General features: G+C 45.2%; 44 protein-coding genes. 42 read left to right on the top strand and 2 right to left on the bottom strand.

Translation table 11 applies throughout. From position 1 onward, the window contains the following. The first annotated feature begins 28 nt into the window (after positions 1-28). The 16 genes from G590_RS0108515 to G590_RS0108435 all read left to right on the top strand — a co-directional run bounded on the left by G590_RS0108515 (position 29) and on the right by G590_RS0108435 (position 9,389). Positions 29-310 (top strand): hypothetical protein, encoded by a 282-nt coding sequence (locus G590_RS0108515; protein ID WP_026494036.1) that lies wholly within the window; start codon positions 29-31, stop codon positions 308-310. Positions 311-322: 12 nt separating this feature from the next. Beyond that, positions 323-700, top strand: coding sequence for a zinc ribbon domain-containing protein (locus tag G590_RS0108510; RefSeq protein WP_022765247.1), 378 nt, complete (start codon positions 323-325; stop codon positions 698-700). A 36-nt stretch (positions 701-736) separates the two neighbouring features. Continuing rightward, the gene (locus tag G590_RS0108505; RefSeq protein ID WP_022765246.1) at positions 737-1,288 is read left to right on the top strand and encodes a flavin reductase family protein; all 552 of its coding nucleotides are present in this window, start codon (positions 737-739) and stop codon (positions 1,286-1,288) included. A gap of 23 nt (positions 1,289-1,311) precedes the next feature. Then, the gene (locus G590_RS0108500; protein ID WP_022765245.1) at positions 1,312-1,899 is read left to right on the top strand and encodes an SGNH/GDSL hydrolase family protein; all 588 of its coding nucleotides are present in this window, start codon (positions 1,312-1,314) and stop codon (positions 1,897-1,899) included. Further along, entirely contained in the window at positions 1,889-2,272 is a 384-nt protein-coding gene (locus G590_RS0108495; protein ID WP_022765244.1) for a VOC family protein, read from the top strand. The genes G590_RS0108500 and G590_RS0108495 overlap by 11 nt, the downstream gene beginning before the upstream one ends. A gap of 35 nt (positions 2,273-2,307) precedes the next feature. Continuing rightward, positions 2,308-3,000 carry a hypothetical protein gene (locus G590_RS0108490; protein WP_155828738.1) on the top strand — a complete coding sequence of 231 codons (693 nt, stop codon included), beginning with the start codon at positions 2,308-2,310 and terminating at the stop codon, positions 2,998-3,000. Further along, on the top strand, positions 2,997-3,509 hold the full coding sequence (gene thpR / locus G590_RS0108485) for an RNA 2',3'-cyclic phosphodiesterase (RefSeq protein ID WP_022765242.1): 513 nt from the start codon (positions 2,997-2,999) through the stop codon (positions 3,507-3,509). Before G590_RS0108490 ends, thpR begins: the two co-directional genes overlap by 4 nt. A gap of 49 nt (positions 3,510-3,558) precedes the next feature. Beyond that, a complete protein-coding gene (locus G590_RS20535; RefSeq protein WP_022765241.1) occupies positions 3,559-4,317 on the top strand; it encodes a DUF4332 domain-containing protein in 759 nt (252 codons plus the stop codon). A gap of 20 nt (positions 4,318-4,337) precedes the next feature. Then, positions 4,338-4,850 carry an O-acetyl-ADP-ribose deacetylase gene (locus tag G590_RS0108475; protein WP_026494034.1) on the top strand — a complete coding sequence of 171 codons (513 nt, stop codon included), beginning with the start codon at positions 4,338-4,340 and terminating at the stop codon, positions 4,848-4,850. A gap of 12 nt (positions 4,851-4,862) precedes the next feature. Next, positions 4,863-5,405 (top strand): TIGR00730 family Rossman fold protein, encoded by a 543-nt coding sequence (locus tag G590_RS0108470; protein WP_022765239.1) that lies wholly within the window; start codon positions 4,863-4,865, stop codon positions 5,403-5,405. Positions 5,406-5,637: 232 nt separating this feature from the next. Then, positions 5,638-6,090, top strand: a complete 453-nt coding sequence (locus G590_RS0108460; RefSeq protein WP_022765237.1) for a rhodanese-like domain-containing protein — start codon at positions 5,638-5,640, stop codon at positions 6,088-6,090. Positions 6,091-6,103: 13 nt separating this feature from the next. After that, positions 6,104-6,565, top strand: coding sequence for an HD domain-containing protein (locus G590_RS0108455; protein WP_022765236.1), 462 nt, complete (start codon positions 6,104-6,106; stop codon positions 6,563-6,565). A gap of 24 nt (positions 6,566-6,589) precedes the next feature. Continuing rightward, positions 6,590-7,003 carry an EamA family transporter gene (locus G590_RS0108450; protein ID WP_022765235.1) on the top strand — a complete coding sequence of 138 codons (414 nt, stop codon included), beginning with the start codon at positions 6,590-6,592 and terminating at the stop codon, positions 7,001-7,003. After that, positions 7,000-7,779 (top strand): DNA/RNA non-specific endonuclease, encoded by a 780-nt coding sequence (locus G590_RS18865; protein WP_022765234.1) that lies wholly within the window; start codon positions 7,000-7,002, stop codon positions 7,777-7,779. The genes G590_RS0108450 and G590_RS18865 overlap by 4 nt, the downstream gene beginning before the upstream one ends. Positions 7,780-7,899: 120 nt before the next feature. After that, the gene (locus G590_RS0108440) at positions 7,900-8,112 is read left to right on the top strand and encodes a helix-turn-helix domain-containing protein (RefSeq protein WP_022765233.1); all 213 of its coding nucleotides are present in this window, start codon (positions 7,900-7,902) and stop codon (positions 8,110-8,112) included. Between the two features lie 2 nt (positions 8,113-8,114). Further along, on the top strand, positions 8,115-9,389 hold the full coding sequence (locus tag G590_RS0108435) for a HipA domain-containing protein (RefSeq protein ID WP_022765232.1): 1,275 nt from the start codon (positions 8,115-8,117) through the stop codon (positions 9,387-9,389). Positions 9,390-9,409: 20 nt separating this feature from the next. On the opposite strand, the gene G590_RS0108430 is transcribed toward G590_RS0108435, so the two are convergent. Then, entirely contained in the window at positions 9,410-10,210 is an 801-nt protein-coding gene (locus tag G590_RS0108430) for an FRG domain-containing protein (protein WP_022765231.1), read from the bottom strand. Positions 10,211-10,332: 122 nt separating this feature from the next. Here G590_RS0108430 and G590_RS0108425 point away from each other — a divergent pair, with 122 nt between their 5' ends. The 8 genes from G590_RS0108425 (at position 10,333) to G590_RS0108390 (ending at position 15,195) form a co-directional block, all read left to right on the top strand. Then, entirely contained in the window at positions 10,333-11,424 is a 1,092-nt protein-coding gene (locus G590_RS0108425) for a macro domain-containing protein (protein WP_022765230.1), read from the top strand. Positions 11,425-11,570: 146 nt separating this feature from the next. Beyond that, complete coding sequence (locus G590_RS0108420; RefSeq protein WP_026494032.1) at positions 11,571-12,236, top strand: vWA domain-containing protein; 666 nt, start codon at positions 11,571-11,573, stop codon at positions 12,234-12,236. Positions 12,237-12,288: 52 nt separating this feature from the next. After that, on the top strand, positions 12,289-13,074 hold the full coding sequence (locus G590_RS0108415; protein ID WP_022765228.1) for an ADP-ribosylglycohydrolase family protein: 786 nt from the start codon (positions 12,289-12,291) through the stop codon (positions 13,072-13,074). A 55-nt stretch (positions 13,075-13,129) separates the two neighbouring features. Continuing rightward, complete coding sequence (locus G590_RS0108410; protein WP_022765227.1) at positions 13,130-13,711, top strand: hypothetical protein; 582 nt, start codon at positions 13,130-13,132, stop codon at positions 13,709-13,711. Between the two features lie 267 nt (positions 13,712-13,978). Then, positions 13,979-14,287, top strand: a complete 309-nt coding sequence (locus G590_RS0108405; RefSeq protein WP_022765226.1) for a hypothetical protein — start codon at positions 13,979-13,981, stop codon at positions 14,285-14,287. Continuing rightward, the gene (locus G590_RS0108400) at positions 14,284-14,571 is read left to right on the top strand and encodes a hypothetical protein (RefSeq protein WP_022765225.1); all 288 of its coding nucleotides are present in this window, start codon (positions 14,284-14,286) and stop codon (positions 14,569-14,571) included. Before G590_RS0108405 ends, G590_RS0108400 begins: the two co-directional genes overlap by 4 nt. A gap of 100 nt (positions 14,572-14,671) precedes the next feature. After that, entirely contained in the window at positions 14,672-14,899 is a 228-nt protein-coding gene (locus G590_RS0108395) for a hypothetical protein (RefSeq protein ID WP_022765224.1), read from the top strand. A gap of 23 nt (positions 14,900-14,922) precedes the next feature. Next, the gene (locus G590_RS0108390; RefSeq protein WP_022765223.1) at positions 14,923-15,195 is read left to right on the top strand and encodes an acylphosphatase; all 273 of its coding nucleotides are present in this window, start codon (positions 14,923-14,925) and stop codon (positions 15,193-15,195) included. 96 nt (positions 15,196-15,291) lie between these two features. Here G590_RS0108390 and G590_RS0108385 read toward each other — a convergent pair whose 3' ends face one another. Then, positions 15,292-15,480 (bottom strand): hypothetical protein, encoded by a 189-nt coding sequence (locus G590_RS0108385; RefSeq protein ID WP_022765222.1) that lies wholly within the window; start codon positions 15,478-15,480, stop codon positions 15,292-15,294. A gap of 162 nt (positions 15,481-15,642) precedes the next feature. Between G590_RS0108385 and G590_RS0108380 the strand changes: the two genes are divergently transcribed. The 18 genes from G590_RS0108380 (at position 15,643) to G590_RS0108295 (ending at position 26,373) form a co-directional block, all read left to right on the top strand. Beyond that, positions 15,643-15,984, top strand: a complete 342-nt coding sequence (locus G590_RS0108380) for an arsenate reductase family protein (protein ID WP_022765221.1) — start codon at positions 15,643-15,645, stop codon at positions 15,982-15,984. Between the two features lie 2 nt (positions 15,985-15,986). Next, on the top strand, positions 15,987-16,457 hold the full coding sequence (locus G590_RS0108375) for a MazG nucleotide pyrophosphohydrolase domain-containing protein (protein WP_026494030.1): 471 nt from the start codon (positions 15,987-15,989) through the stop codon (positions 16,455-16,457). Positions 16,458-16,490: 33 nt separating this feature from the next. Continuing rightward, positions 16,491-16,826 (top strand): hypothetical protein, encoded by a 336-nt coding sequence (locus tag G590_RS0108370; RefSeq protein WP_022765219.1) that lies wholly within the window; start codon positions 16,491-16,493, stop codon positions 16,824-16,826. Between the two features lie 67 nt (positions 16,827-16,893). Beyond that, on the top strand, positions 16,894-17,262 hold the full coding sequence (locus tag G590_RS18860; protein ID WP_022765218.1) for a hypothetical protein: 369 nt from the start codon (positions 16,894-16,896) through the stop codon (positions 17,260-17,262). Between the two features lie 109 nt (positions 17,263-17,371). Next, entirely contained in the window at positions 17,372-17,593 is a 222-nt protein-coding gene (locus tag G590_RS0108360) for a hypothetical protein (RefSeq protein ID WP_022765217.1), read from the top strand. 10 nt (positions 17,594-17,603) lie between these two features. Next, entirely contained in the window at positions 17,604-17,801 is a 198-nt protein-coding gene (locus tag G590_RS0108355) for a hypothetical protein (protein ID WP_022765216.1), read from the top strand. A gap of 232 nt (positions 17,802-18,033) precedes the next feature. Next, the gene (locus G590_RS0108350) at positions 18,034-18,510 is read left to right on the top strand and encodes a YbaK/EbsC family protein (RefSeq protein ID WP_022765215.1); all 477 of its coding nucleotides are present in this window, start codon (positions 18,034-18,036) and stop codon (positions 18,508-18,510) included. A gap of 21 nt (positions 18,511-18,531) precedes the next feature. Further along, the gene (locus G590_RS0108345; RefSeq protein WP_022765214.1) at positions 18,532-19,044 is read left to right on the top strand and encodes a nitroreductase family protein; all 513 of its coding nucleotides are present in this window, start codon (positions 18,532-18,534) and stop codon (positions 19,042-19,044) included. 25 nt (positions 19,045-19,069) lie between these two features. Further along, entirely contained in the window at positions 19,070-19,480 is a 411-nt protein-coding gene (locus G590_RS0108340) for an acyl-CoA thioesterase (protein WP_022765213.1), read from the top strand. A gap of 73 nt (positions 19,481-19,553) precedes the next feature. Then, complete coding sequence (locus G590_RS0108335) at positions 19,554-20,117, top strand: rhomboid family intramembrane serine protease (protein ID WP_022765212.1); 564 nt, start codon at positions 19,554-19,556, stop codon at positions 20,115-20,117. 15 nt (positions 20,118-20,132) lie between these two features. Continuing rightward, positions 20,133-20,915: a hypothetical protein gene (locus tag G590_RS0108330; RefSeq protein WP_022765211.1), complete on the top strand. Its 783-nt coding sequence runs from the start codon at positions 20,133-20,135 to the stop codon at positions 20,913-20,915. 4 nt (positions 20,916-20,919) lie between these two features. Then, positions 20,920-21,459, top strand: a complete 540-nt coding sequence (locus tag G590_RS18855) for an SGNH/GDSL hydrolase family protein (protein ID WP_022765210.1) — start codon at positions 20,920-20,922, stop codon at positions 21,457-21,459. Positions 21,460-21,470: 11 nt separating this feature from the next. After that, a complete protein-coding gene (locus G590_RS0108320) occupies positions 21,471-21,641 on the top strand; it encodes a hypothetical protein (RefSeq protein ID WP_022765209.1) in 171 nt (56 codons plus the stop codon). A 3-nt stretch (positions 21,642-21,644) separates the two neighbouring features. Further along, a complete protein-coding gene (locus tag G590_RS18850) occupies positions 21,645-22,382 on the top strand; it encodes an HAD family hydrolase (RefSeq protein WP_022765208.1) in 738 nt (245 codons plus the stop codon). An 83-nt stretch (positions 22,383-22,465) separates the two neighbouring features. Then, entirely contained in the window at positions 22,466-23,548 is a 1,083-nt protein-coding gene (locus tag G590_RS0108310; RefSeq protein WP_022765207.1) for an iron-siderophore ABC transporter substrate-binding protein, read from the top strand. Next, the gene (locus tag G590_RS0108305; RefSeq protein ID WP_022765206.1) at positions 23,523-24,539 is read left to right on the top strand and encodes a FecCD family ABC transporter permease; all 1,017 of its coding nucleotides are present in this window, start codon (positions 23,523-23,525) and stop codon (positions 24,537-24,539) included. The genes G590_RS0108310 and G590_RS0108305 overlap by 26 nt, the downstream gene beginning before the upstream one ends. Before the next feature lie 68 nt (positions 24,540-24,607). Then, positions 24,608-25,570, top strand: a complete 963-nt coding sequence (locus G590_RS0108300; protein WP_442852344.1) for a FecCD family ABC transporter permease — start codon at positions 24,608-24,610, stop codon at positions 25,568-25,570. Next, positions 25,570-26,373 (top strand): ABC transporter ATP-binding protein, encoded by an 804-nt coding sequence (locus G590_RS0108295; RefSeq protein WP_022765204.1) that lies wholly within the window; start codon positions 25,570-25,572, stop codon positions 26,371-26,373. Before G590_RS0108300 ends, G590_RS0108295 begins: the two co-directional genes overlap by 1 nt. The last annotated feature ends 147 nt before the right edge of the window (positions 26,374-26,520 follow it).

Genomic DNA, 26,520 nt, shown 5'->3' with positions numbered 1-26,520 from the left:
AGCTGTTGTAATGAGAGAGGAGAGTATTGTGAAACACTATATTATAGCTAAGTTTAAAGACAGAAATGATACAGAAAAACTGTTCCCGGAGATTAAATCTCTTTTCCAAAAGGCACTTGAACTGGAAGGTGTTGAGAGTTTAATGATCCATAAGTCAAACAGTACCAGGGACAATCGATACAGCATCATGATTGAGATGAATCTGTCACATGAGGGTCTGGAGAATTTTGATGCGTCTGATGTCCACAAAGAGTGGAAAGCTACTTATGGTGACAAGCTTGAGAACAAGGCAATATTTGATTGTGATTGAAGGGGACATAATATGTTTTTCATTATGGGAATATCAGATGGCAGGAAAGACTTTGATTTCAATCAGTTGATAACCTGCGCTATCTGCGGGAAATATGGACGATTCAATGTATTCATGACATATACTGTGCTGTCTCTTTTCTTCATACCGACATTAAAGTGGAACAAGCACTACTATGTACAGACCAGTTGCTGTGGTACTGTTTACGAGCTTGACCCGGAGATCGGAAAGCGGATAGCCGGAGGCGAAGCGGTGGAGATACTGCCATGCCATCTGACACAGGTAAGTGGCGGAAGAGGATTTACTTCCGGATACAAGAAATGCAGACAGTGCGGATATGAGACAACAGAGGATTTTGATTTTTGTCCTAAATGCGGAACGAGGTTTTGAGGACTTGAACTAAGACATATGCAAAGGAGTAAACAAATGAGCAGAGTAAATTTTGGAGCAAAACCACTTATGTACCCACAGCCGGTTCTTATCATCGCAACATATGATGAGAATGGTGTGCCAAATGCGATGAATGCAGCATGGGGTATAACCACTGACTTTAAAGAGATAACAATCAGTTTGTCTGAACACAAGACTACTGACAACCTTGCCAAGACAGGTGCTTTCACAGTAAGCCTTGCTACAGAGGCGCAGGTGATTCCTTGCGATTATGTCGGTATCGAATCGGGAAGAAAGGTGCCGAATAAATTTGAAAAAGCCGGATTCCATGCGGTAAAGAGCGAGTTTGTTAATGCGCCGTTAATTGAAGAATTGCCTGTTGCTCTTGAGTGTAAAGTGAAGAGTTTTGAAGACGGTATTCTCATTGGAGAGATTGTAAATGTTTCCGCAGATGAAAGCGTAGTGACAGATGGAGCTGTTGACGTCACAAAAGTAAGACCTATTAGCTTTGATCCGTTTGGCAATGCATATTTCGGAATCGGAGTAAAGGTTGGAGATGCTTTTAAGGATGGAGCAAAGCTGAAGTGATGCTGTTGTGAGACGACTTGGATATGAAGAGAATTTATGCCTTTGGTGATTCAAATACATATGGCTTTGACCCAAGATTGGGCGGCATGGGAAGATACCCCAAGGATATCAGATGGACGGGTGTGCTTGACCTGATGCCTGAGTACGAGGTGAACAATCAGGGATATAACGGGCTTTCAATTCCGGGCTCAGACAGTGCTATCGCTTCAATTGGCAGAAGCATCAAAGAATGGAGCCCGGATCTGATCTTAATAATGATAGGTTCAAATGACCTGTTAAATATGTCGCCGGCATCATGTGAAAAAGTAGGGATTCGCATGCGGCAGTTTCTAGCAGCGTTATGCAACTATATCCCTGAATATGTTCAGAGAATGGTACTGGTGGCACCGCCCAGGATGAGTCTCGGAGATTGGACTGATCCGGATACTGTCAAAGAGTCACATAAGTTTGGAACGGTGTATGAATCCATAGCAGGTGAAAAACGTCTTAGATTTCTAAATGCATGTGAGTGGGAGCTTCCGCTATGCTATGACGGGGTACATCTTACAGAAGAAGCTCATCTGCATTTTGCAGAGAAAATCATACAGGAAGTGAGACTTGATGAAGATTGAACATATCGCAATGTATGTAACTGACCCTGAGAGAGCAAGAGATTTCTTTGTTAAATATCTTGGGGGTGTTTCGAATGATGGCTATCACAACGTGAAAACAGACTTCCGCTCTTTTTTTATCTCTTTTGAAGACGGAGCAAGATTGGAAATCATGACAAAACCGGAGATCATAGATGATGAGAAGCCTTTGAACAGGACAGGGTATGCGCATATAGCGTTTTCTGCAGGCAGCAAAGAAAAGGTGGATGAACTTACAGAGAAGCTCAAAGCAGATGGCTATGAAGTAATCAGTGGTCCGCGTACAACCGGAGACGGCTATTACGAGAGCTGTATTGTCGGCATCGAGGGAAACCAGGTAGAGATAACGGTCTGAGGAGAAGTGCCTATTTTATAAAGGCGATGGAAAAAATGAGTAGAATGAATGTGTGTCTGAAACACATTTCAGAGGTCTTTTTATATGAATACTACTGTCTGGGCAATGATGAATATGTAATTTCCGATGAGGACAAGCTGACGCCTTATAAGACTAAGGCAAAAGAGCTGCTTCTAGCCGGAGATTACGCTAAAGCACAGCAGGAATGGCTGAATGCCCATCTTGAGAATCCTGTAGACATGGAGACTATTCTCGGGATAATTCTGTGCTGCAAACAGCTTGGTGACTCTGAGGGGGAATATTCCTACACTACGGAGTCATATAATTATTGTTGTACCAGAGCTGAACTAGCAGCTTTCTACAGAAATATGGGATGGTATTACCTGGAGAAGTATAAACCACAGGTTTCGGCTGCATGCTATTTGTATAGCAAACTCTTTGAAGATTCCCAGCAGGCCGATGCTGAGCTTGAGTTTCTGGAGAAGGCTGTTGGCAAAGAAGTATCTGATAAGAGTATTGCTCAGATACAGGAAATCCTGAAGAATAATGATATTCCCACTGAGGCTAATCCGGTCACACTGGCGCTTCTTTACAAGGCTGCACAGGAGGCTGATGAAGCCGGTGATGGGCAGCAGGCTATCGATTGTTACCGAATGGTCTATGATCTGACCGCTGATGAAGAGGTTGGGAGGATCATTAGTAACAGGATGAATGGAGGTCCGATATGAGACTTTTCATAGCAATCTGTTTTGATGAAAACATGCTTGATTCACTTACGGAGATTCAGGACGATCTGATGAGATGCGGTGTAAAGGGAAATTATACAGTTCGTGAGAATCTGCATATGACCCTTGCATTTATCGGAGAGTATGATGATCCTGAGCAGATCGAGGAAGTTATGCGGAATGTTCCTCTGAGGTCATTTTCGTTGAAACTTAGTGGATTCAGGCCCTTTAAGGATATGTTTTTTGCGGACATGGAAGAAAATCCGGATTTACGTGAGTATGTTAAGAGACTTAGAAAAGCTCTTTTGGATGAGGAGATTCCGTTTGACAGAAAGAAGTTTCTGCCTCATGTCACGCTGATCAGGAAGGCAGAATGTACTAAAGGAAAAGCTCTTTTACCTGAGTTTCAGGAAAGCGAATCTATGCGTGTAAATGGAATATCACTTATGAAATCTGATCGTGGCAAGCATGGGATGGTGTATACAGAAATCGGGTATGTGAGAGCGTTTTAGTGTGAATGATTAATAACAATTAACTCATAAAAGACATAGGAGGAGAATCATGGGAACTTCGTTAATTCCGATCAAAGGCATCAGTCTGGCACAAAAAAGAAGTTTAAAAAGCAGTTGTGACATCAGTGACATAGCCGGTCTTCTTTCAGGTGGAAGAACTCCGGAGCAGAGGCAGATAATTGCGGACAAACTCAAGATTGACAGAAGATATGTGGATATTTGGGTCAAGCAGGCAGCTCTTTGGGATGTTGACGGGATGACAGAAGACTATGCTTATCTTCTGATTGTCGCAGGCATTCGCTGCGCTTTGGATCTTGCTAAGATTGATATCGGCGCAACAAAGATTGCGTTAAAGGCTGTATCAAATGCACATCCGGACCATCAATATGATGAGTCAAAGCTACCTGCCTTAAAAACTGCAGCACAAAACGTCGGCGTAAATTCAAGCAGCACTATTCCGGTTTTTGACGAAAACGATCCGGAGCCGATACATCTTTTTGCCGGAAGTCAGGCAGGAGCTAATGGTGTGTCAAAGATTACGGTTACGGTTACTTTTGCGAACGGACAGACCTATGAAAATACCACTACATTTCCGGGTATTCAATGTGATGGTGGTAGTATTTCTGTTAGCAGTGAAAGCGCATCCGGCAGAGTGGATCGTCCCACCGGTAAAGGAACATATACTACACCAAGACCATCATCCAGGGTGGATCATCCCGGCATGACAGGTGGAAGTGGCACCAATGACAGCAGTTCATCCAATACTGAGAGTTCCGGTACAGGAAATGCTACAGGCCGGCGCAGATGATAAAGAAAGAAGGCTGGAGTATGAGTTCTATCAAGTATCATTCGGGAGATATAACAAAACTAAAAGTTGATGCAATAGTTAACGCTGCTAATACAAGTTTGCTTGGAGGCGGTGGTGTTGATGGCGCTATACATCGGGCTGCCGGTCCGGGGCTTCTTGACGAGTGCAGAACTTTACATGGCTGCAGAACCGGAGAAGCTAAGATTACGGGAGGTTATAATCTCCCTGCAGCACACGTGATTCATACTGTCGGACCAATATATGGCGGAAGGACATCTGACCCGGAAGATCTACGTAACTGCTATTGGAATTCACTTGAAGTTGCGAAAGCAAATGATCTTCACAGTATTGCTTTTCCGGGAATTTCCACTGGCGTGTATGGGTATCCCAAGAAGGATGCAGCCAGGATTGCTCTGACAACAGTGATGGAGTGGCTGGAGAAGAACGCCGGCTATGAGATGGATATTACCATTGTGAATTTCAACGAAGCAGATTACCTGGTATATCAGACTGTGGCTGCAGAATTGACGTGAGGAGTAAAGAGTATGAATATTGCAGTTTATTGCGGTTCAAGCATTGGCAATAATCCCGGTTTTACTGAGGCGGCCAAGACTTTAGGAAAATGGATCGGAGAAAATGGGCATACACTTGTTTACGGAGGCGCCAGTAAAGGCCTTATGGGAGCAGTGTCCAATGCCGTTATTGAGGCCGGAGGCAAGGTGATAGGAGTTATTCCCGATGTTGCTATCATTCAGGCAAGAAAGCATACGGGATTAACGCAGTTGATAGAAACTAAGTCGATGGCAGAACGAAAGTCCAAGATGATTGAGCTGGCAGATGCTTTTATTGCACTGCCGGGAGGTATCGGAACTCTCGATGAGATCACTGAAGTTATGTCACTTTCAAGCCTTAACATAAAACGAGGACCTATAGTTCTCTATGATACGGACGGTTATTACAGACCGTTAAAAGCTGTTTTAGACAATATACTGAGTGCAGAATTTGGACGACGCGAGTACTTTGAGAACGTGCTCCTGTCGGAGGATATTCAGGAGATTGCAGGCTTTTTGGGAGGCAGCAGTGATTGACAAACGGCGCTAAAGTATAATGAAGCCGTAGCACTCTTAAATGAAAAGTGCTGCGGCATTGTTTTAGGGAGGACCCTTCGGTGCTGGGCCGAAGGGAAAGTGTTATGAAAAAAATATATGAATATGAGGAATCAAGAAGCTGTGTTCTTCTTGATGGTTTTATCATAAGACTTGTACCTTAAACGAATCTAAAAATGTTGTGAAAGAAATGTGAAGGGTCAGAGTGTACTGAATGAATAAAAAGTTGTTGATGTCGGGAATGCTGTTCATTACATTGGCGCTTACCGGCTGTGGGCAGAAAGAAATGCATATAATAGGTGGAGCTGATGGGCCGACGTCCATTTTTCTTAGTGATAAAATAAGTGAGTCTGACAGCTATATGCAGATTGATCAGGAGACGGCTAAGCTCATGATGGAGGTGGACGACGGACATGTGATCGTGGATGTCAGAAGGCAGGATGAGTATGACGCGGGGCATATACCGGGAGCAATCTGCATCCCAAATGAGAGTATTACAGACACACAGCCTGAAGAACTGCCGGATTTGGATCAGGTGATCCTGGTGTATTGCAGAACCGGAAGGCGCAGCAAGGAAGCTTCTCAGAAGCTGTATGATATTGGATACAAAAATGTTTTTGAGTTTGGCGGAATCGTTGATTGGACCGGAGATGTTGTTACTGACTAAGTGGAGGGATAACATGAGCAGATTAAAAGAACTTAGAGCATATGTAGACAAAAAGATCAACAAGATTGATGATGAGGACAAGAGGACAAGTGCAACCGCGCATTTGTACGGGGTTTCCCTTGCGGCGCAGATACTGGCCAAAAAGAGAGGACTGGATCCAGAGCTGGCTGCCATGGCAGGAATGCTCCACGATCTACATGCTTATAAAACAGGTTCATATGATGATCACGCTCATCTTGGGGCAGACCTTGCCAGAAAAGTGCTGGGCAAGCTGGAATTGACTACTCCTGAAGAGACTGACATAATCTGCTCGGCAATCTATCATCATGACGACAAAGCTGCAGTGGACAGCCCTATGGATGAACTATTGAAGGATGCTGATGTTATCGACCACTGCTTTAAGGATTCGTCAAAGCCTGTAAAAGAAAAAGAGCAGAAGAGGTATGATGCTCTTTGCAAGGAATTTGGACTGTAAATAGCTGATTAAGGGGGATTAGATATGTGGTTCATATTTGCGTTGCTTTCGGCAGTATTTGCAGCATTGACATCAATTCTGGCAAAGATTGGAATTGAAGGTGTTAATTCTAATCTGGCCACTGCCATCAGAACGGTTGTCGTTGTTGTGATGGCTTGGGGAATGGTCTTTTTGACCAATGCTCAGACAGGGATTTCTGAGATTAGTAAGAAAAGCTGGATATTCCTGATTCTTTCAGGATTGGCAACCGGAGCATCATGGCTCTGCTATTACAGGGCACTTCAGGTTGGAGATGCGTCCAAGGTTGTACCAATAGACAAACTAAGCGTTGTTATCACACTGATACTAGCATTTGTGTTTCTGCATGAGCAGTTTACAGTGAAGTCGGTGTTTGGATGTGTTCTAATCGGAGCAGGAACACTGCTGATGGTATTATGAAGAAAATAGGAGTGGGAAACAGAATATTTGTAGCGCTGTTGGTTGCCGGAATATGTCTTTTTCGGAGCGTTGAGAGTTATGCCGCGGAGGAGATTCCGGCGTACAATGGGGCGCCATCAGTTGTTTTAAACAACAATGTTCCGGGATTCACAGCTGATGAGATTACCACAAGCTCTTTTGAACAATATGGTGAACCTGACCGATTGGGAAGATGTACGGCTGCTATTGCGTGTATGGGAAAGGATCTGATGCCTACGGAGGAGCGCGAGGATATCAGTGATGTGCGGCCGACAGGATGGAAGCAGAACAAGTATCCTGGGATAATAGACTCCGATCCGCCATTCCTTTACAACAGATGCCATATGATAGGATTCCAGCTGACCGGCGAGAATGCCAATGAGAAAAACCTGATCACCGGCACAAGGTATATGAATTTGATGGGAATGCTGCCTTATGAAAATGAGGTCGCAGAATATGTACAGAGCACCGGAAGACATGTGATGTACAGGGCTACGCCTGTCTTTACAGATAAGAACCTGTTGTGCGATGGAGTACAGATTGAAGCTTACTCTGTGGAGGATAAGGGAAGAGGAATCTCTTTTAACGTATTCTGCTACAACGTACAGCCGGGTGTAGATATAGATTATAGAGATGGAAGCAACAAGCTGGCGCCGGACGCGGACAAGATAGTTGATAGTAACCCCATTAAAGCGATTTGGCGGAGATTTACGGAATGGTTCAGTAAGACGTTTGGCATAGAAGAAAGAGAGTCTTGAACTTGACTTAGCCGTACGGCTCGAAATATACTAGGTGTATAATAAAAGAGCCGAACGGCTAATATTTTACTGGCCATGCACAGAATTGTTCGAACGGCTTATTTTGGAGGCGAAGTTATTATGCTTATAAACAGTTCTTCAGATTTCGGGCAGGCATTGAAGAAGCGAAGGAAGGAGCTTGGCTACACCCAGCGTTATATTTCTGAATTTACCGGATTCAGTATAAGCTTCATTTCAGATCTGGAAAACGGTAAGAAAACAGCAGAACTTGGCAAGGCTATTTATCTTGCAAATATGCTTGGACTCGATATTTCAGTGAATGCGAGGGCGTGACAATGAGAAAATACATTGTTTTCCTTGAAATACACGGTAAACAGGTGAGAGTCGGCACGATTGAGGGAAATTCTTCTGAAGATGCCAGCTTTTCATATTCAAAAGAATATGTTTCACAGAGTGGTTCCAAGGCCATATCAGTTTCACTTCCGACTCAGGATGAGCCTTTTTCACCTGAGCAGACAAAGGTCTTTTTCGATGGACTTCTTCCGGAAGGATTTATGAGAAAGGCTATTGCCTCTAACATGCATTTTGACGAGGATGATTATCTTTCAATCCTGTATAATCTTGGCAAAGAATGTATTGGTGCATTGAGGATTGATGAAACAGATAATGAGAGGGATTCAGATTATGAACCTATTTCTGATGCACAGGTAGAGGCTCTTGCTTCTGAGGGAACTACAAAATCAACTGAACTGGTAATCAAAACGCATTTATCACTTACAGGTGCATCAGGAAAAGTGGGGTTGTATTTTGACGAGCCAAATCAGCGCTGGTATTTGCCTTCAGGACTGGCACCTAGCACTCATATTGTAAAGCAAAGCCACATCAGGTTGGATGGAATAGTTACCAATGAGCAGCTATCAATGCTTGCGGCCCAAAAGTGCGGAATTGATATCCCTGAGAGTTTTATCATAAACGTTGGAAAAGGCATTGATTCGGAAGTACTGTTTGCTACAAAGCGATTCGACAGGATCATGGATGAGTCATCCGAAATCATTAGGAATCTGAGACGACCTAACAGAATTCATCAGGAAGATTTTGCGCAGGCAATGGGAATTTCTTCATACGATAAATATGAGAAAGACGGTCAGAACTACGCAGAAAAGATGTTTGAAATAATACGTAGATATTCCGGAAGACCATTGGATGATCAGTTAAGGCTTTGGAACAGAATTGTATATAATTTTGCGCTTGGTAATACGGATGCTCATATTAAAAATCATTCTCTTCTTTACGATGCTGACATGAAAGGTATCAGGCTCGCACCTGCCTACGATATGATCAGCACGGTGATCTATGACAGTGCAACGAGGGAGATGTCTTTTAACATCGGCGGAACAAGAAACCTGGACAGCGTGGAAGAAGAAAGCTTTAAGATCCTGGCAGACAGGATTGGCATGGCCTCCAAGGTGGCAATGGACAATTACAACAAGGTGCTTGATAAATTTGAAAATGCAATAAGAGAGTCCGGAAGAGAGCTGCAGGAAATTGGTTTTGGGAATGCAAGAGATATTGCTGAAAGAATACTTCTTGCCCGTAAAACAATCATATGAGAAAGAGTAGGCAGTGATGATCAGCGGACGTAATAATGCCTTCCGAGCCATTTTGATAAGCCGTCAAGACCGGGGTAAACGATACGCTCGGAGACATTCTGGTGATCAAGCATATCTCTGATCTGCCAGCGAATCTCTTTCTTGATAATATAGCGAACGGTCTTGTCTGTGTGCTCATCAAGGAATCCCTCGATATTGTGCATATCTGTGGGGATTACTGAGAAGAACGAATATTGATTGACAATGCGGACATCCACGGACGGAGGCTCAATCATGAGCATGGCAGATGATCCCATGTCTTTGTCATACATGTCAAGGCTTTCGCAGGCTTCTGTAAGCATATCTACAGAAAAGACAGTGGTATTGTACTTGGCGGAAATTGCCTTATATTTATCGGGAAGGAGATCATGCAGCTCGTGGATATCAGTGCGCCACACTACGCTGTCTCTTTTCTCCATATCTTCCAGATCGCCTTCCGTACATGAGAAGTGCAGGGCAATAAGGGGAGAGAAGGACCAGTCAAGAAGCCTTGTTGGGAGGCCGTGGTGCTGTCCGAATATCATCTGTCTCCAGACTGAATTCTCAATCGAAGGTTCCTCCAGAACCGCATATTTTGTGAAGTTCCTGAGCATACATGGCTCAAGGACTTTTTGCTTATCCTTACAGTTTCTGGCAAGGCTCGTCGTCAGCTTGAAGGAAGCATCCGGCTGGCCGCGGTAAACAAAGAGATTTCGGTTCCTCTTCAGGTCAGATCTAAATTCCTGCTCATTAAGGAGCTCATACAGATGGTCCATATCTTCAATGTAAACTGTCCTTATCATACTCATTGCCTCCTATATTTTAATGATAACATGAAAACTGGATATCGTTAATTTGGCGTTTGATTATTGCGATGATTTTTCCATGATTTTATAATTTAAGGAGAGGCTTTGGAGGAGCTACTATGCCATTTCAAATTGTCAGAGCTGATATAACCAAAATTAAAGCAGATGCCATAGTTAATACGGCTAATCCGGATGTTGCTATCGGAGAAGGCGTTGATTCTGCCATATATGAAGCTGCAGGTGAAGAGCAGCTTTTGGAAGCGCGCAGGGCGATAGGAGAGCTGGACCCCGGAACAGTTGGGATTACTCCTGCATTTAATCTTGATGCCAGGTATATCATCCATGCCAGCGGACCATGGTGGAATGGCGGAGAACATGGTGAGGCGCAGCTTCTTAGGCAATGCTATGACAGGTCATTGGAATTGGCAAAAGATTATGGATGCGTGTCTGTCGCATTTCCGCTTCTGGCTACCGGTACTTATGGCTTTCCGAAGGGATTAGGTATTCAGATCGCGGTGGATTCTTTTACGAACTTCCTTAAAGAGAATGAGATGGACATCACACTGGTGGTGTTCGGGAACTCCGCAGTACAGATTTCCGGTGAACTGGCGCTTGATGTTAAGCACTTCATTGATGACAAGTATGTAGAAGAGAAGCTTGCTGAGGAATATAGAGATCAGGTATTTCATGGAAGCAGCTACAGTGAGCCACGTAGAGCTTTCGGGTTATTCAGAAAGAACAAGGCAGTGCCTGAGGCTGCTAAGCCTGAGAACTTTGATGATATTTCTGATGAATTAGTCGGAACATCAGCATGTGAAGAGGCTCCGATGCTCAATGCATCGATGTCGCTGGAAGATACACTGAAGGAGATGTACACAGACTCTTTTGAAAAGCATCTGCAGCAGCTTATCAACAAGAAAGGTCTGAAGAATTCGGAGGTTTATGCAGCTGCCAACATATCCAAGCAGTATTTTTCCAAACTCATTAAAGGACAGGTCAAGCCTTCAAAAGAAAAGGTTCTTGCTCTGGCAGTAGGGCTTAAGCTCAACACGGATGAGGCTGTTGATTTCCTGAGATTCGCAGGGTACGCACTGTCTCCTGTGTCTCAGACGGATGTGATCGTCGAGTATTTCATAAGGCATGAAGATTACAATGTTATGAAGATAGACATTGTGCTGTTTGATTATGGATTGGATCCGCTTTCCGGCTGATTTGAAGTGTAAACACATATAGAAACTGGATTTATATAGGTCGCCTTCGGGTTGACCTATTTCTTTTGCCAAAAAAGTATTATTACATCAGAACAAAGGATACAGTCCACTGCAGGGGACTACAGATGTATGATGGAGGTAAGGGAATGAATAAGAATCTTACAGAGATAGTTTATATACTCGACAGATCAGGATCCATGGGCGGCCTTGAGGAGGATACAATAGGCGGTTTTAACTCGATGATGGAGAAGCAGAAAAAGACCGGTGAAGAGGCGGTTGTGTCGACAGTTCTTTTCGATAATGTGAGCGAAGTGCTTCATGACAGAGTTCCGCTAGATAAAGTTGGGAAGATGACAGATGAGCAGTACTACGTAAGGGGCTGCACAGCTCTTCTGGATGCTGTGGGCGGAGCTATTCACCACATCAGCAATGTTCACAAATACGCCCGCAAGGAAGACAGACCGGCAAAAACAATATTTGTCATAACTACAGATGGTATGGAGAATGCAAGCAGGAACTATACATACGAGAAGATACGGAAGATGGTCAAGAAGCAGCAGAGTAAGCATGGTTGGGAGTTTATCTTCATCGGAGCTAACATCGATGCATATGCGGAAGCTCAGAGGATTGGCGTCAGGAAGGACAGAGCAGTCAATTACGTTCACGACGAAGTCGGAACGGCCAAGTTATATGCAGGTGTATCAAAGGCAGTCTGCGGATTCATGTCAATCTCTGATGGAATTGACTGCGATCTTAACACCACAGGATGGTCGGATGAAATAAACGAAGACTACGAAAGACGCGGAAAATGACCCCTGGGGACGGAGTCAAGGGACCATTTTGGAATAGGAGGATGAAGAATATATGGCAGTTAAAGGTGCAGTTTTAGGAGATATAATTGGTGCGCAGTACGAATTTGCCAGACCCAAAGATCTGGATTGGAAGAATGTTCCGCTTTTGTCGAATAAGTGGGCAGGGTTCACTGATGATTCGGTAATGACGCTGGCTATCAAGAAGGCTTTGGTGACCGGAGAAGATCTTGTGAAAACTATGGTGACAATTGGCAGGAAATATCCGAATTCAGGCTATGGCGGAAGGTTTTATAAATGGATCATGGGTCCGAAGCAGGAACCGTACAACAGTTGGGGCAACGGATCGGCTATGAGAGTGTCTTTTGTCGGTGAGTATTATGACGACTTCGATGAGATGCAAAGGATGGCTGAAGCTACAGCGGCAGTCACGCACAATCACCCTGAAGGAATCAAAGGCGCAGTTGTAACAGCAACCTGCATCTGGATGGCAAGGCATGGCAGGAGCAAGCAGGAAATCTATGACTATGTACTTGAACAGTATCCGAAGGATGACTACGAGTACAGCATAGCTTACAGCCTTGACGAGATAAGGCCGCGCTACGAGTGGAACGAGAGCTGCCAGGGCTCAGTACCTGCGGCTATGAGGTGCTTTTATGAGAGCAGTGATTACGAGAGCTTCTTGCGAAATGTCTTTTCCCTGGATTGCGATTCTGATACCTTCGGAGCAATCGCCGGCGGAGTCGCAGAAGAGTTCTATGGCGGATTCGGCGATGTGGATGCGGATGGGATTTTGAAAAAGTACCTGACTGAGGAGCTGTATGAGATACTTGTGATGTAATGTGGCGGAAAATTAGTGTAAAATTAGTATAAAATGGCCATAGGGGAGAATGATAATGGGGACTCAAACGAAAACAGGCAATATTATAGTAAGACTCATAAAAGAAGAGCAGAAGGGGGACAAGTCTTGTTTTAAAGTTGATACTGAGCATGACTTTGACAGGTCTTTTCTTGCTCAAAAAGGCATCTGGGCTCTTTGGGGCAAAGATAAAGAGTTAGAAAATTACGTATGCCTTAATGTGGGGAAATCAGTTGATGTCGGCCGTGAGATACTCTATGACATGAGCTGTCTGACTTATGTGTCAGAGCCTGACGAGGCTGAGCTGCCGTATATCAATCAATTTGGAGAGGGATGTGGGTTTAACTGGAACACAGGAGAGACCCAGGAGTGCTTATATCCTTTCCTGGCGCAGAAATATGATGATCTGATATTTGTTTTTGCATATGATGGAACAGATGAAACTAATGCGAGCATGACCAGGCATGAAATAGAGATTGCGCATGACTATCATTCTTTATACTGGAGAAACGGAAAAGTATTTGAGAATCAGAAGTTTGAAGACTTTCAAATAGATGAAGTTAAGCAGTTTAAAGAAATCGAAAAAATACAGGAATGTTTCAGGAAAAAGAAAAAATGAACTAATAGCTTGAAACAGCGTAATTGGATTGCTCAGGAAAGAGGTATAATAAAGCCGTAGCATTTTTGTTGAAATGCTGCGGCGTTGCTTTAGAGAGGTCCCTCCGGGTATAGACCCGAAGGGCTGTGTGTGTTATGAAAGTGTGTTATGAAAAGTGTTATGAAAAGTGTGGGGGTTCAAGAAGCTTTGTTCTTCTTGATGATCTTATAATAAAACCCTAACTTAAAACGAACCTAAAAATCTTGTGAAGGAAATGTGAAGATACTTATGTCTGATAATAAAAGAGAATGGTCGGATAAGCGCAACGAACTTGTTGCAGCCATAGAGCAGCTAGGATTTCCCGGAGCACTGGGCGAACAGATTGCAAGGCAGCTTGGAAGCCCTAAGGCAATGGAGCGCATGATGGCTTATTTATATAATGTGAAACCAAGGTCGGCGGAGCTGATCGTGGATGAGATGCTTGCCATCTGCAGTGATATTGATGCCTGGCGAGACAAGAAGGCCGCGGAAGAAGCCAATGCAAAATATAACGAGATGCTGTATTACGGGCTTGGCACGGAGGAAGATGAGCTGTGATAAAAGAGATATTAGTTTGCCTTCAGGGAAAAGAGGATGAGGTGCTTGCCAAACAGATCTCAATGCTGAGTGAAAGACATCATGCAAAGGTGAAGAGAATCTCTTTTGCCGAGGCAGAAAGCTGCATTGAAGAGGGTGGTCAGGATGTCTTTTTCATAAGTGATGATAAGGCGCTGCTGTCTAAAGCGCAGGACAGGGGGATTTCTGTCAACAGCCCCATTAAGATGAGAGAGTCCTATGAGAAGGCAATGGAAATGCTTAAGGCATTGGGCGGAAAAAGATAGATATTAACTGTTTTGCGTTTGCGTTTCATTGAGTATAATTGGAGTAACAGGTTGTTTAACAGCCACAGACAACATTTAGAGATTGGAGGAGACAGAAAGTATGGGAAGTGTATTAGACGTTGCTGAAATCATCAAGCAGATCAATGGGAACAAAGAGCTGATGGCACAGATTGCCAAGGCTGATCCGAAGCAGGGAGTAGAACTGCTCAAGAAAGCCAACATTGACGTATCCGAAGATGACATCAAAAAAGTTCAGGCTGCAGTAGCAGACGGCAAGCTTGATCTTGGAGACCTCAAGAATCTCGCAGGGGGATTGTTCAAGAAATAAGAGAAATCAGGAGTATTTAAGCATTGGTAAAGCGATACAGGCTTTGTTTTTACGGAATGGTGCAGGGAGTCGGTTTTAGATTCACTGCCAGACATGCTGCGAATATGTGCCGGCTTACGGGATATGTCAGAAACGAGTACGATGGTTCTGTGACCTGTGAAGTTCAGGGAGATGATGAGTCGATAGACAGGTTTGTGGCTATCATCAGAAGCGGCAGATTTATCGACATATCAGACATAGATAAAAAGCAACTGGATGTGATTCCGGACGAGAGGTCTTTTGAAGTAAGATTCTAAAAATGGAGGCGCCCTGTGTAGGTATATTGTATGATATACGTACACAGGGCTTTTTAAAATGGCTAATCAGGAGACATGGTCCTGAAACATTCGAATTCAGTTGAAGAAATAAAGGAATTGAAGGGCCAGTATTCCGGCAATCAGCGTCGCTGACAGTATACTCGTTATTCCTTTCATTACAATTCTTGGATCTTTGTAATGGCCAAGCAGGTACATGGCGTCATAGGTCTTGGGAATTGGTTTACCATTGCATCTTAATGTTGCCTGTTCGTTGTTCAATGGCATATCCTCCGCGAACGCCCGAAGCGTTCAGAGCTTTGCGACCACTAAATCTTGTATCTTTTGATTTTATTATATACAACATATTCTAAAATGAGCATAAATAAATATTAAATATTTCTAATCTGTTTTATAATGAATTTTAGAAAGATGAGGCTGGGGAAAGATATGAACATACAGATTTTTGGAACCAAAAAGTGCAACGACACCAAGAAGGCTGAGCGTTTCTTTAAGGAGCGCGGAATAAAATATCAGTTTATAGACATGAAGGAAAAGGGCATGAGCAAAGGAGAGCTTACTTCTGTAGCAAACGCCAACGGCGGGATCATGGCAATGGTCAATCCGGATGCCAAGGATAAAGACGCAGTGGCGCTGATTCAGTACATCGCTGATGAGGATAAGCTGGAGAAGCTCCTGGAGACTCAGCAGATAATAAAGACTCCGGTTGTAAGAAACGGGAAGTTATCTACGCTCGGCTATCAGCCTGATGTGTGGAAGAAGTGGGAATGAGTATGAGTGAGATTGAAAGATTAAAGACTATTGTGGAGAAGCTCAGAAGTGAGGACGGCTGTCCCTGGGACAAGGCGCAGACTCATGAGAGTTTAAAGCCCGGATGCATTGAGGAAGCAGCAGAGGTGCTAGGCGGGATCAACATACTTAAAGAGACCGGAGATGCGGACAACCTGAAAGAGGAGCTGGGAGATCTTTTACTGCAGATCATGTTCCATGCAGTGATGGCTGAGGAAGAAGGTCTTTTCACATTTGAAGATGTTGCGAAGACTGTCTCAGACAAGATGGTCAGGAGGCACCCGCACGTTTTCGGTGACATGAAGTTTGCGACAGATGAGGAACTTCACGCTGCCTGGGCCGAGATCAAGCGCAAGGAAAAAGAGGGCAAGGAATGGCAGGCGGACTATCTTCCGGGAGCTTTAAGGGAGGCCGAAGAGCTTATCCAAAGGGCCAGAGAGAGAAAAGGGTTTTGAGTATATCATGTAAATGAGAGGAGAAGTTTTGCAATGCAGGGGAAATATCCGGTAGTAACACTTTGCGGTAGTACAAGATTCAAGGACCAGTTCATGGAGGCGCAAAAGAGACTTACCCTTGAGGGGAACATTGTCATAAGCGTAGGTTTGTTCGGGCATTCCGGCGACAGCGAAGTCTGGGAGAATATGGACGAGGGCACACTGACCCGGACAAAAGAGATGCTTGATGAAATGCACAAGGCCAAGATCGATATGGCAGATTCAATATTTGTCATAAATGTCGGTGGCTACATTGGATCAAGCACCAGGAGCGAGATTGAGTATGCGATCGCGCACGGGAAAGAGGTAAGGTATCTGGAAGAGGGCTGAGGCCCTCTTTTTTATTCAGGACAAAAAGTTCTTTTCCTCGGCGCCGAAAGAGGCTCAGGAGGCCATTGTGCCGAGGGATAAGGAGCTGTTCTACGGGGCGAGGGTCATAGGCTGGACGCTGATGGTGTTCAGTTTTCTGATGATCCTGGGCGTTGGTGTCATCTCCATATGGGATGGCTTTCGCAGCGGGTTTACGTTCTGGCAGTTCTTCGTGAGATTCGTATTCATTTTTAGCGTTTACAAAATCTATGACATGGTCTGCTTTGATTACTTCCTGCTCATGAAGTATAAGTTCTTTCAGTTCTATTTTCCGGAGGTTGAGAGCGTTTACGCGAACAGAAAGTACGGCTACAACATAAAAAGCCAGCTTTTGAAGCTCTTTGTGATATTCCCGGCAGCTTCCGCTTTGGCAGCATGGATCTGCTCAATTTTTTGACCCCTTGCCCCCGTCCCCAGGGACCATTTTGGGGCTTTTTATTTTGACCGAAAGAATATATGATAATTACAACATTAACTTGTAAGCAGATCCTGCCGGGAGGTTGCCTATGAAATCTATTCTGATCAAGGACACAACAAGAGAAGAACGCGAGCAGATAATCAAGAACTCCCTGGACTGTGGTGGCGGTTGTGAGAACTGTTCTTCATGCTGGCTGGGCGGTGGAAATCCCTGGGATATTTATCAGGACTACATCGACGGCAAAAAAGAGATTCGCGAGATCAACATGGAGTACATGGAGAAGTACCGTCAGGACAGGCAGATCCACTAAGGAGGTCACTATGGGCATTGCACCTGAAATATCCGAATCCACAGCAGAAGAGCGCAGAGCATATATCAAGCAGCGCTTTCCTTGCATTGCAGACTGCGATATGTGCGGACTGTGCAAGGTCTTTCGTGGTAAAGACGCCGAGACGGCTTATAAGGAGTATATCGACGGAGAGAAATCCTTTTTGGAAGTCTCTGCATATTACAGATAAAAAGAGATTCAAACTGAAACGTCCCCAATGACTCATCGGTTATAGCAAGCTATAACTAAAACGAATTGGTAAAAGACCTGTCAGTGAACTACCATTAATTTAACAGCAGGGCAGTCATAATTCTCATATAGGATTAGGACTGTTCTGTTTTCAATTTGTGAAAGCAAGAAAGAATATGAAAGAAATATCACAATTTCCTTGATGAATATTAAACCGGAAGAAGGTAAGCAAGATGATCAATTTAAAGGTAAAAGAGTTTCTTGATGAAAAAGGATTTGGTGACAGGCTTACAGAGCATGTCGAGACGATAGATACTGTCGAGCACGCAGCGCAGCAGATCGGCTGCACGGAGCCTGAGATCGCCAAAACGCTTTCATTCATCGTTGATGAAAAACCTGTGATTGTCGTGATGGCCGGAGATGGCAAGGTCAACAGTTCGAAGTTTAAGTCGGTTTTTCATACAAAACCACACATGATCCCCAGGGAGCAGGTGGTAGATATTACAGGATTTCAACCCGGCGGAGTGTGCCCTTTTGCTGTGCCAAAAGACATACCGATCTGGCTTGATGTCTCGATGAAGAGATTTAAGTATGTACACCCGGCAGGAGGAAATGAATTCACTTCTGTTAAGATAACGCCGGATGAGCTCGAGTCTATTACGCAGACTCAGGGCTGGTGCGACATCTGCAAAGGATGGGAAGAGGAATAATTTACAGAAAGGGGAAAAGAAATGGAATTCAGAGAAGTAGTAAAAAACCGCTATTCATGCAAGAAGTATGATGGAAGAAAGGTTGACAAGGCGCATCTTCATAACATTCTTGAGGCTGGAAGGCTTGCTCCCACAGCCAAGAATCTGCAGGAGCAGCACATTTATGTTATCGAGTCCGAGGAGGCTCTTGCCAAGATTGACGAGGCAACTCCGTGCAGATACGGTGCTTCAACGGTTCTTGTCGTTGCTTTTGACAAGAACAATGTATTCACATATCCCGGTGGGAAAAGAGATTCCGGTGTAGAGGACGCTGCAATTGTGGCTACTCACCTGACACTTGCAGCATACAACGAGGGGGTTGACAGCTGCTGGATCAATTTCTTTGATCCGGACAAGCTCGCACAGGCCCTTGACCTTCCCGAGAATGAGGAGATCCTAATGCTCCTTGACCTTGGCTATGCAGCAGAAGGCGCAGGCCCTCTTGAGAATCATTCCAGCAGAAAAGAGCTCTCAGAGACAGTCAGCTATCTGTAATTTAGTGGAAGAAGAGGACGATAAAATGGACTACATTCATACCGTTCAGTATTATGAAACCGACAAAATGGGTATAACCCATCATTCCAACTATATCAGGTGGATGGAGGAAGCCAGAGTTGACTTCCTTTCTCAGATAGGATGGGAGTTTGCCAGACTTGAGTCAATGGGCATTGTTTCGCCGGTCCTTGGTGTGACCTGTGATTACAAGTACCCAACCAAGTTTTCGGAGAAGGTTTCCATCAGGGTCTCGGTCAGGGAATTTAAAGGCGTAAAGCTCTTTCTCGATTACGAAATGAAAAATGAGGAAGGCAGGATCGTCTGCTCCGGAACAACTTCCCACGCGTTCCTTAATACTGAAGGTAAGCCGATCAGGATGAAGCAGGAATTTCCAGAATTATATGAAACGCTCTGCAGCTTACAGCAAAGCGAATGAATAAAAATGACAGCCATGGAGTAATCTGTGGCTGTTTTTGTTATAATAGGGAGAAATGGAGGAGAAAAGGAAAATGAAAAAGTTAAAGATAACATTCAATTCCCCTGTAATTCTAGGGTTCGTATTCATCACCCTTGTGGTTCTGGTGGTCAACATATTGACGCTTGGCAAGAGCAATGAGCTTTTGTTTATGACGTATCATTCATCATTAAAAAATCCACTTACATACTTAAGGCTCTTTACTCATGTGCTGGGACACAGCGGATGGGGACACTACATAGGCAACGCTTCTTATATCCTGCTGCTGGGGCCTATGCTTGAAGAGAAATACGGATCCAAGCATATCATTCAGACAATACTGATCACTGCACTTGTCACCGGAATCGTGAACTACGTTCTGTTCTGGAATGTGGCCCTTTGCGGAGCCAGTGGTGTGGTATTTGCGTTCATTATCATGACTTCTTTTACCAAGTTTCACAGCGGTGAAATTCCGCTGACATTCATACTTGTTGCCTTTGTTTTCATCGGGCAGCAGGTGTATGAAGGCCTGCTTATGCATGACAATATCTCCAATCTGTCACATATCCTTGGCGGACTGATCGGAGCTGTTGCGGGCTTCAGACTCAACAAGAAGTGATAAGAGGAGGAAATTATGAAAAGAGTAAGTGTAATTGTGTCAGTTGTTCTTGCGCTGGCAATAAGTGGCTGTGGGAATGCAGCAACTCTCGGCATTCCGCAGGTAAAAGACGGAGTCATGCAGCCCGGAGAGGATGCGGTAGAGGTACATTTCGAGTGGGACCCTGTTGAGGGAGCTGACGGATATGAAGTCAGTGTACAGAACAAGTACTTTGCGGAAAAAGAGTACAGAGAACCCGCCGAGACAGTTGAGATAACTGATCCGCTCTATGTTGGCGGCGCTCAGGATTATTTTGATTTCAGGATAAAGGTCAGGGCGTTTAAAGGAAATGATTCCGAGAGAGTATATGGTGACTGGAGCTCTTTTGCAGAAGGCAGTGTCTATGAAAAGAAAACGCTGACTGCAGGAGGGGCGCTTGGAGAACTCTCTGTGACCCTTCCGGAGTCGTGGAACGCTGAGGTCTCAACAGCTGATGATGACAAGCTCGTGGGCGGTAATTACGGATTTCTTATAACGCCGGACAGTGCAGATGATGGGCACTTAGAGGTCTTTTGCTCAGAAAACTTCGGTGTATGCGGGACAGGCCTAAAGAGTGAAGAGATAGATCTGGCCGGGCAGAAAGCGCATGTCGGAACCTATGATGATCATGAGAACTGGGATTTCATCATTATCGGTGAAGATAAAACTCAGATAATAGTACAGAGCATAGGATGCGAGTCCTGGATGAGCTACCAGTGGGAAGAGGCTATGGCGGTTCTGGATACGCTTAAACTTGATACAAGCAAGACGGAAGGATGAGGGGATGAGAACACTTTTTATCGGAAACAGCCACACATATTACAATGACATGCCCAAAATGTTTAAAGACATCTGCGCTGAGAACGGCATCGACATGCAGGTAACAATGCTGACAAAAGGCGGAATGGGCTTCGATTACCACGCTGAGAATGAGCAGACAAGGTTCAACATTCTTTTCGGGGATTACGATTTCATTATCCTGCAGCACGTTGCGCATCCCATGGGAGAGTTTGAAGTCATGGAAGAAGCTGCGGACAAGATTATGGGCTGGATCAGGCAGACCAAGGCGGTCCCATGCTATTACATGACCTGGGCTGAGGAATACAATGAAGGCTTTCAGCCGGAGATGTCAGCAAGATACAGAAAGCTCGCCGAAAAACACGACTGCCTTGTTGCGCCCGTTGGCGAAAGATGGTGGGAAGAGATTCACAAACACCCTGAGGTGGATCTGTTCTTTACAGACAGAAGACATGCATCACCTGCCGGCTCAAGGCTTGTTGCACAGACGATATTTGAGACATTGAAGCTGAACGAAAGAAAATAAGGAGAAACAAAATGGAGACTTGGTACTACACAGTTGTCAGCATTGACGGCGACTACGCCAATTTAAAGAGAACAGACATTGAGTCCGACGACCTGAAACTCGTGGCGAGAGCTCTTTTGCCGGAAGGCATTGCTGAAGGAACTAATCTGAAATATGAATTTATGCAGTACTCCATAGTGTGAGATATGAAATACAGGAATTACATTTTTGATTTATATGGGACGCTTATAGACATACACACCGATGAGGAGCAGCCCGTGCTTTGGGAATTCATGGCGGATTATCTTGAGTCTGAGTTCGGGACTGCGTATGAGCCGGCGGAGCTCAGGAAGGACTATCTCAGGATTTGCGCAGATGAAGAAAAGCGCCTGGGAGAGCGGAACGGCAGCAAGTACCCCGAAATTAAGATTGAGTGGGTATGGAGCAGGCTTATCGGCAGACCCTGCCCTGAGGCTGATATGCGAAGGCTCTGTAACGCTTTCAGAGACAAGTCCCGGGACAAACTGGTGAAGTACGAGGGCGTGTCCGAGACTCTTTCGGCTATAAAAAGATCCGGCGGAAGAGTGTTTCTCTTATCCAATGCCCAGAGGCTCTTTACGGAAAAAGAGCTTGAGGTGACCGGTCTGACACAGTACTTTGACGACATTTTTATCTCCTCCGATCTTGAGATAAAAAAGCCTGATAAAAACTTTCTTCTTGCACTGATCAAAAAGCACGGCCTTAAAAAAGAGGAGTGTGTAATGGTCGGCAATGAGGTCCTTGCGGATGTTGGAGTGGCAAGCGCTGTGGGCATTGATGCCATTTACCTGAACACCTACGCCCATACCGCGGAAGAGATAAAAAGAGATCTGAAGCTGTGCCATGCAGATGCTGACAGAGTCACTATTGTGGACGATGGGGACATCAGGAAGTGTATTTTTTGACTTCCCTCAAATAGTTGTTGTCAATTAAATTGATATGTGAGAATATGTCATGGTTAGCGATTGCTAACGGAAGGAGACATAAAATGAAGAATAAATTCTTATCAACAATACTCGCAGCCTCTATTTGCGTGTTAGCAACAGCTTGCGGAAGTGCGAGTGGAAATACAACAACTGATGTAACTGTAAACGAGGAAACAGCAGAGACTGCAGAGGCAGCCAACGTTGAGGAAGCTGACGCAGCTGAGCTTACCGACAGCTCTTTTCCCATGACAATTCAGCACGGACTCGGAGAGATCACTCTTGAGGAAAAGCCTGAGAATGTAGTGGCAATAGCATGGGGAAACCCTGATGTACCGCTGGCTCTGGGAGTTATCCCTGCCGGAATCTCAGAGGCGAACTTCGGACCAAGAGACGAGAACGGCCTTCTTGCATGGACAGCTAAGGCTTTTGCGGATGCAGGCGTGACACCTAACGTCTTCGATGACACAGACGGATGGGACTACGAGGCAATTTCGGATTGCGCCCCTGACGTTATCCTTGCAGCTTACTCGGGACTCAGTCAGGAAGAGTATGACAGACTTTCAGAGATCGCTCCTGTTGTAGCTTATCCGGAGATCGCATGGACAACAACATGGCAGGAAGAGACCATCAATGATGCCAAGGCTCTTGGACTTGAGAACGAGGGAAAAGAGCTTGTGGAAGAGACAGAGAAGCTCATCGCTGACAAGCTCAGCCAGTATCCTGATCTTGCAGGCAAGAGAGTAGCATTTGCATGGCTTTCAGAGGACGACCTCGGAACATTTTATATTTATACAAACAATGACCCAAGAGCAGCGTTCCTTTCAGATCTTGGATTTGTAATGCCTGATAGTGTAAAGAGCCTTATCACCAGTGATCAGGACTTCTCAATCACAGTAAGTGCTGAGAATGCAGACCTTTTAAATGATGTTGATATCATCATCACTTACGGAACTGAGTCACTTGTTGAAGCAATGCAGGCAGACGGCAGATTTGCAAACATTCCTGCAGTTAAGGACGGAGCATTTGTCCTTCTTGATTCAAACGATGTTCTTGCAGCAGCAAGCACACCTACAGTTCTTTCCATACCTTATGCAATTGATGATTATTTGAAAGCTTTAAATGATGCAGCACAAAAGATACAGTAACAACCGTATATTTATAGGCCTTATTATAGAAATTGTTTTTGTCATTCTAAGTCTTTTTCTTTCCATTTCTTATGGGAGCAAAAGTATCCCCTTAACCGACATTATCGGGTATTTTACTGATGATCTGAATGATGACTTTTTCAGGGCGGTTATCGCAGCCAGAATCCCAAGGACAGTCTTTGGGCTTCTGGCCGGCGCTGCCTTAGGGGTATCCGGAGCTCTTATGCAGGCAATTACCAGAAATCCGATAGCAGATCCAAGCATCCTCGGAGTCAATACCGGGGCGGCTCTGTTCGTGGTTGTAGGTATCGCCTATCTAAATATTTCATCGGGTATCAGGTTAATAGGTTTATCTTTTACAGGAGCTCTTTTAACAGCACTGTTCGTATATGGGATCGCTTCGGTTGGTTACGGCGGAGCCAATTCCATTAAGCTTGCGCTGGCGGGAGCTGCTGTTTCAACGGCGCTTGGCGCTCTTGTAAACACGATCATGCTTCCCGACTCACAGGTTATGAAACAGTTCAGGTTCTGGCAGGTGGGCAGCATAAGCGGAGCAACCTGGGATGACATAAAGCTCCTTGTGCCGTTTCTGGTGGTGGGAGTTATCCTCGCAGTTATCTGCGCATCTCCTTTAAATGCCATGGCGCTGGGGGATGAGATGGCTGTATCTCTGGGAGTAAAGGTTGGCGTTGTCAGGCTCTTTGCAGCACTTGCAGGAGTCATTCTATGCGCCTCCGTGACAGCTTTGGCAGGACCCATAGGATTTGTGGGCCTGATGTTACCTCACGTGTTCCGACAGCTCTTTTCCGGAGATATGCGGATCGTGATTCAGATGTCAGCCATCGGCGGAGCGGGACTTCTGACATTTTCCGATGTCCTCGGAAGAGTTCTGGGGCGTCCCGGAGAGCTGGAAGTCGGCATCATCACTGCCATCGTGGGAGCACCTGTTTTTATCTGGATCGTTTGCAAAACAAAGGCTAAGAGTATATGACGCGCAATCTTGAACATGATTTAAAAAATATATATAGAAAACATGCTCGCCTTAATACCTTGTGTATTGTGGCTTTGCTGGGGATCATTGTTGCGCTTGGCGTGCTTATGATGACCATGGGCAATACTAATTATTCGGTAAAAGAGGTTTTGGCATACCTTCTGAGTGATGAGACAAAAGGCGCAGCTTACAACATAAAGACCATCAGGCTTCCAAAGCTGATTGTTGGCGGCTTTGCGGGATTTGCCTTTGGAATCTCAGGATATACGTTCCAGAACCTTTTAAGGAACCCTCTGGCATCCCCCGACATCATCGGAGTTTCGGCAGGATCCTCTGCAGCAGCGGTTTTCTGCATCCTGATACTTGGGATAAGCGGACCTGTGGTTTCGATATTCGCAGTAGCTGCGGGACTTGTTGTGACTACGCTGATCTTTATCCTCTCCGGGAAAGGGCAGTTTTTTGGCAGCAGGATGATCCTCATCGGAATCGGTATGCAGGCGGTTTTGAACGCCCTTATCTCCTGGATGCTGCTGGTTGGCTCTGAGTATGACGTTTCAACAGCCCTCAGGTGGCTCAGAGGAAGCCTTAATCTTGTGGAGATGAGTGATGCTTTCTCAATCTCTTTTGTCACAATTATCTGCAGTGCATTGCTGCTCATATGTAACAGGTATCTCAGAGTGATGCAGCTGGGAGATGAGTATTCAACCACTCTTGGAGTTCCGCTTTCGGCGGTTCGTCTGTGTTGTATGCTGTGCGCGCTGGTGCTCAGTGCAACGGCAGCAGCGATCACCGGACCCATCGCATCGGTGGCATTTTTGTCGGGACCGATTGCCGGCAAATGTACGAAAAACGGCAAGAACGCCATGGCGGTTGCGGGACTTATCGGAACCATTCTTGTCTACGCAGCAGAGCTTGTTGGCAAAAATATGTTTGAAACAAAGTACCCGGTTGGCGTCGTTACAGGACTTCTCGGCGCGCCATACCTGTTGTTCCTGCTTTTAAACCTCAATAGAAAGGGAGAAAAGATCTAATGGAGGCACTGGCAAAAAGTCATGATTTCTGCGCTAGAAACATCAGCGTGGGATATGAAGACAATACAATAATCAAAGACCTGGACATCATAATTCCTTCAGGAAAGTTCAGCGTTCTTATAGGTCAGAACGGCTGTGGAAAGTCAACTCTTATAAAGAGCTTTGCACGCCTTCTTAAGCCAAAGAGCGGCGACGTGGTTCTTGACGGGAAGTCGATCTATGACATTCCGACACAGCGTCTGTCGAGGGAGATAGGTCTTTTGCCCCAGTCACCTATAGTTCCGGCGGGGATTACCGTGGCGGATCTGGTAGCCAGGGGAAGGTTCCCATATCAGAAGCTCTTCGGTCAGCTCTCCAAGGCGGATTATCAGGCCATTGCCTGCGCCATGGAGGCCATGGGCATCGCGGACCTTGCGGACAAGCCGGTGGACTCTTTGTCCGGCGGACAGAGGCAGAGAGTGTGGATCGCGCTGGTGCTTGCTCAGGATACGGATATTCTGCTTCTTGATGAGCCTACGACTTATCTTGACATTGCGTATCAGGTAGAGATCCTTGATTGTCTCGCTGCACTCAACAAAGCCAAGAAGACGACAATCGTGGCGATTCTTCACGATATCAACCTTTCCATCAGGTATGCGGACCACATCTTCGCAATGAAGAGAGGGCGTCTCATCGCAGAGGGCGAGCCAAAGGACATCATCACAACAGGACTCATGAAAGATGTCTACGGCATGGAAAGTGATATCATCACTGATCCGGCAACAGGTGACCCTTACGTGATACCAAGGAGTAAGGCAAGCTGAAATGGTCTCTAGGGTCTGCCAAAGCCAAATGGTCCCTGGGGACGGGGGCAAGGGGTCATTATCTGAAACTGTCTTTCTTGCGATGAATTATCTGATAATGACCCCTTGCCCCCGTCCCCAGGGACCATTTGGCTTTGGCAGACCCGG

The sequence above is a fragment of the Butyrivibrio sp. XPD2006 genome (assembly GCF_000420865.1).
Taxonomy (GTDB): Bacteria; Bacillota; Clostridia; order Lachnospirales; family Lachnospiraceae; genus Butyrivibrio.
Note: the sequence above shows the minus strand (reverse complement) of the source record. Positions and strands in the feature narration are given on the sequence as shown.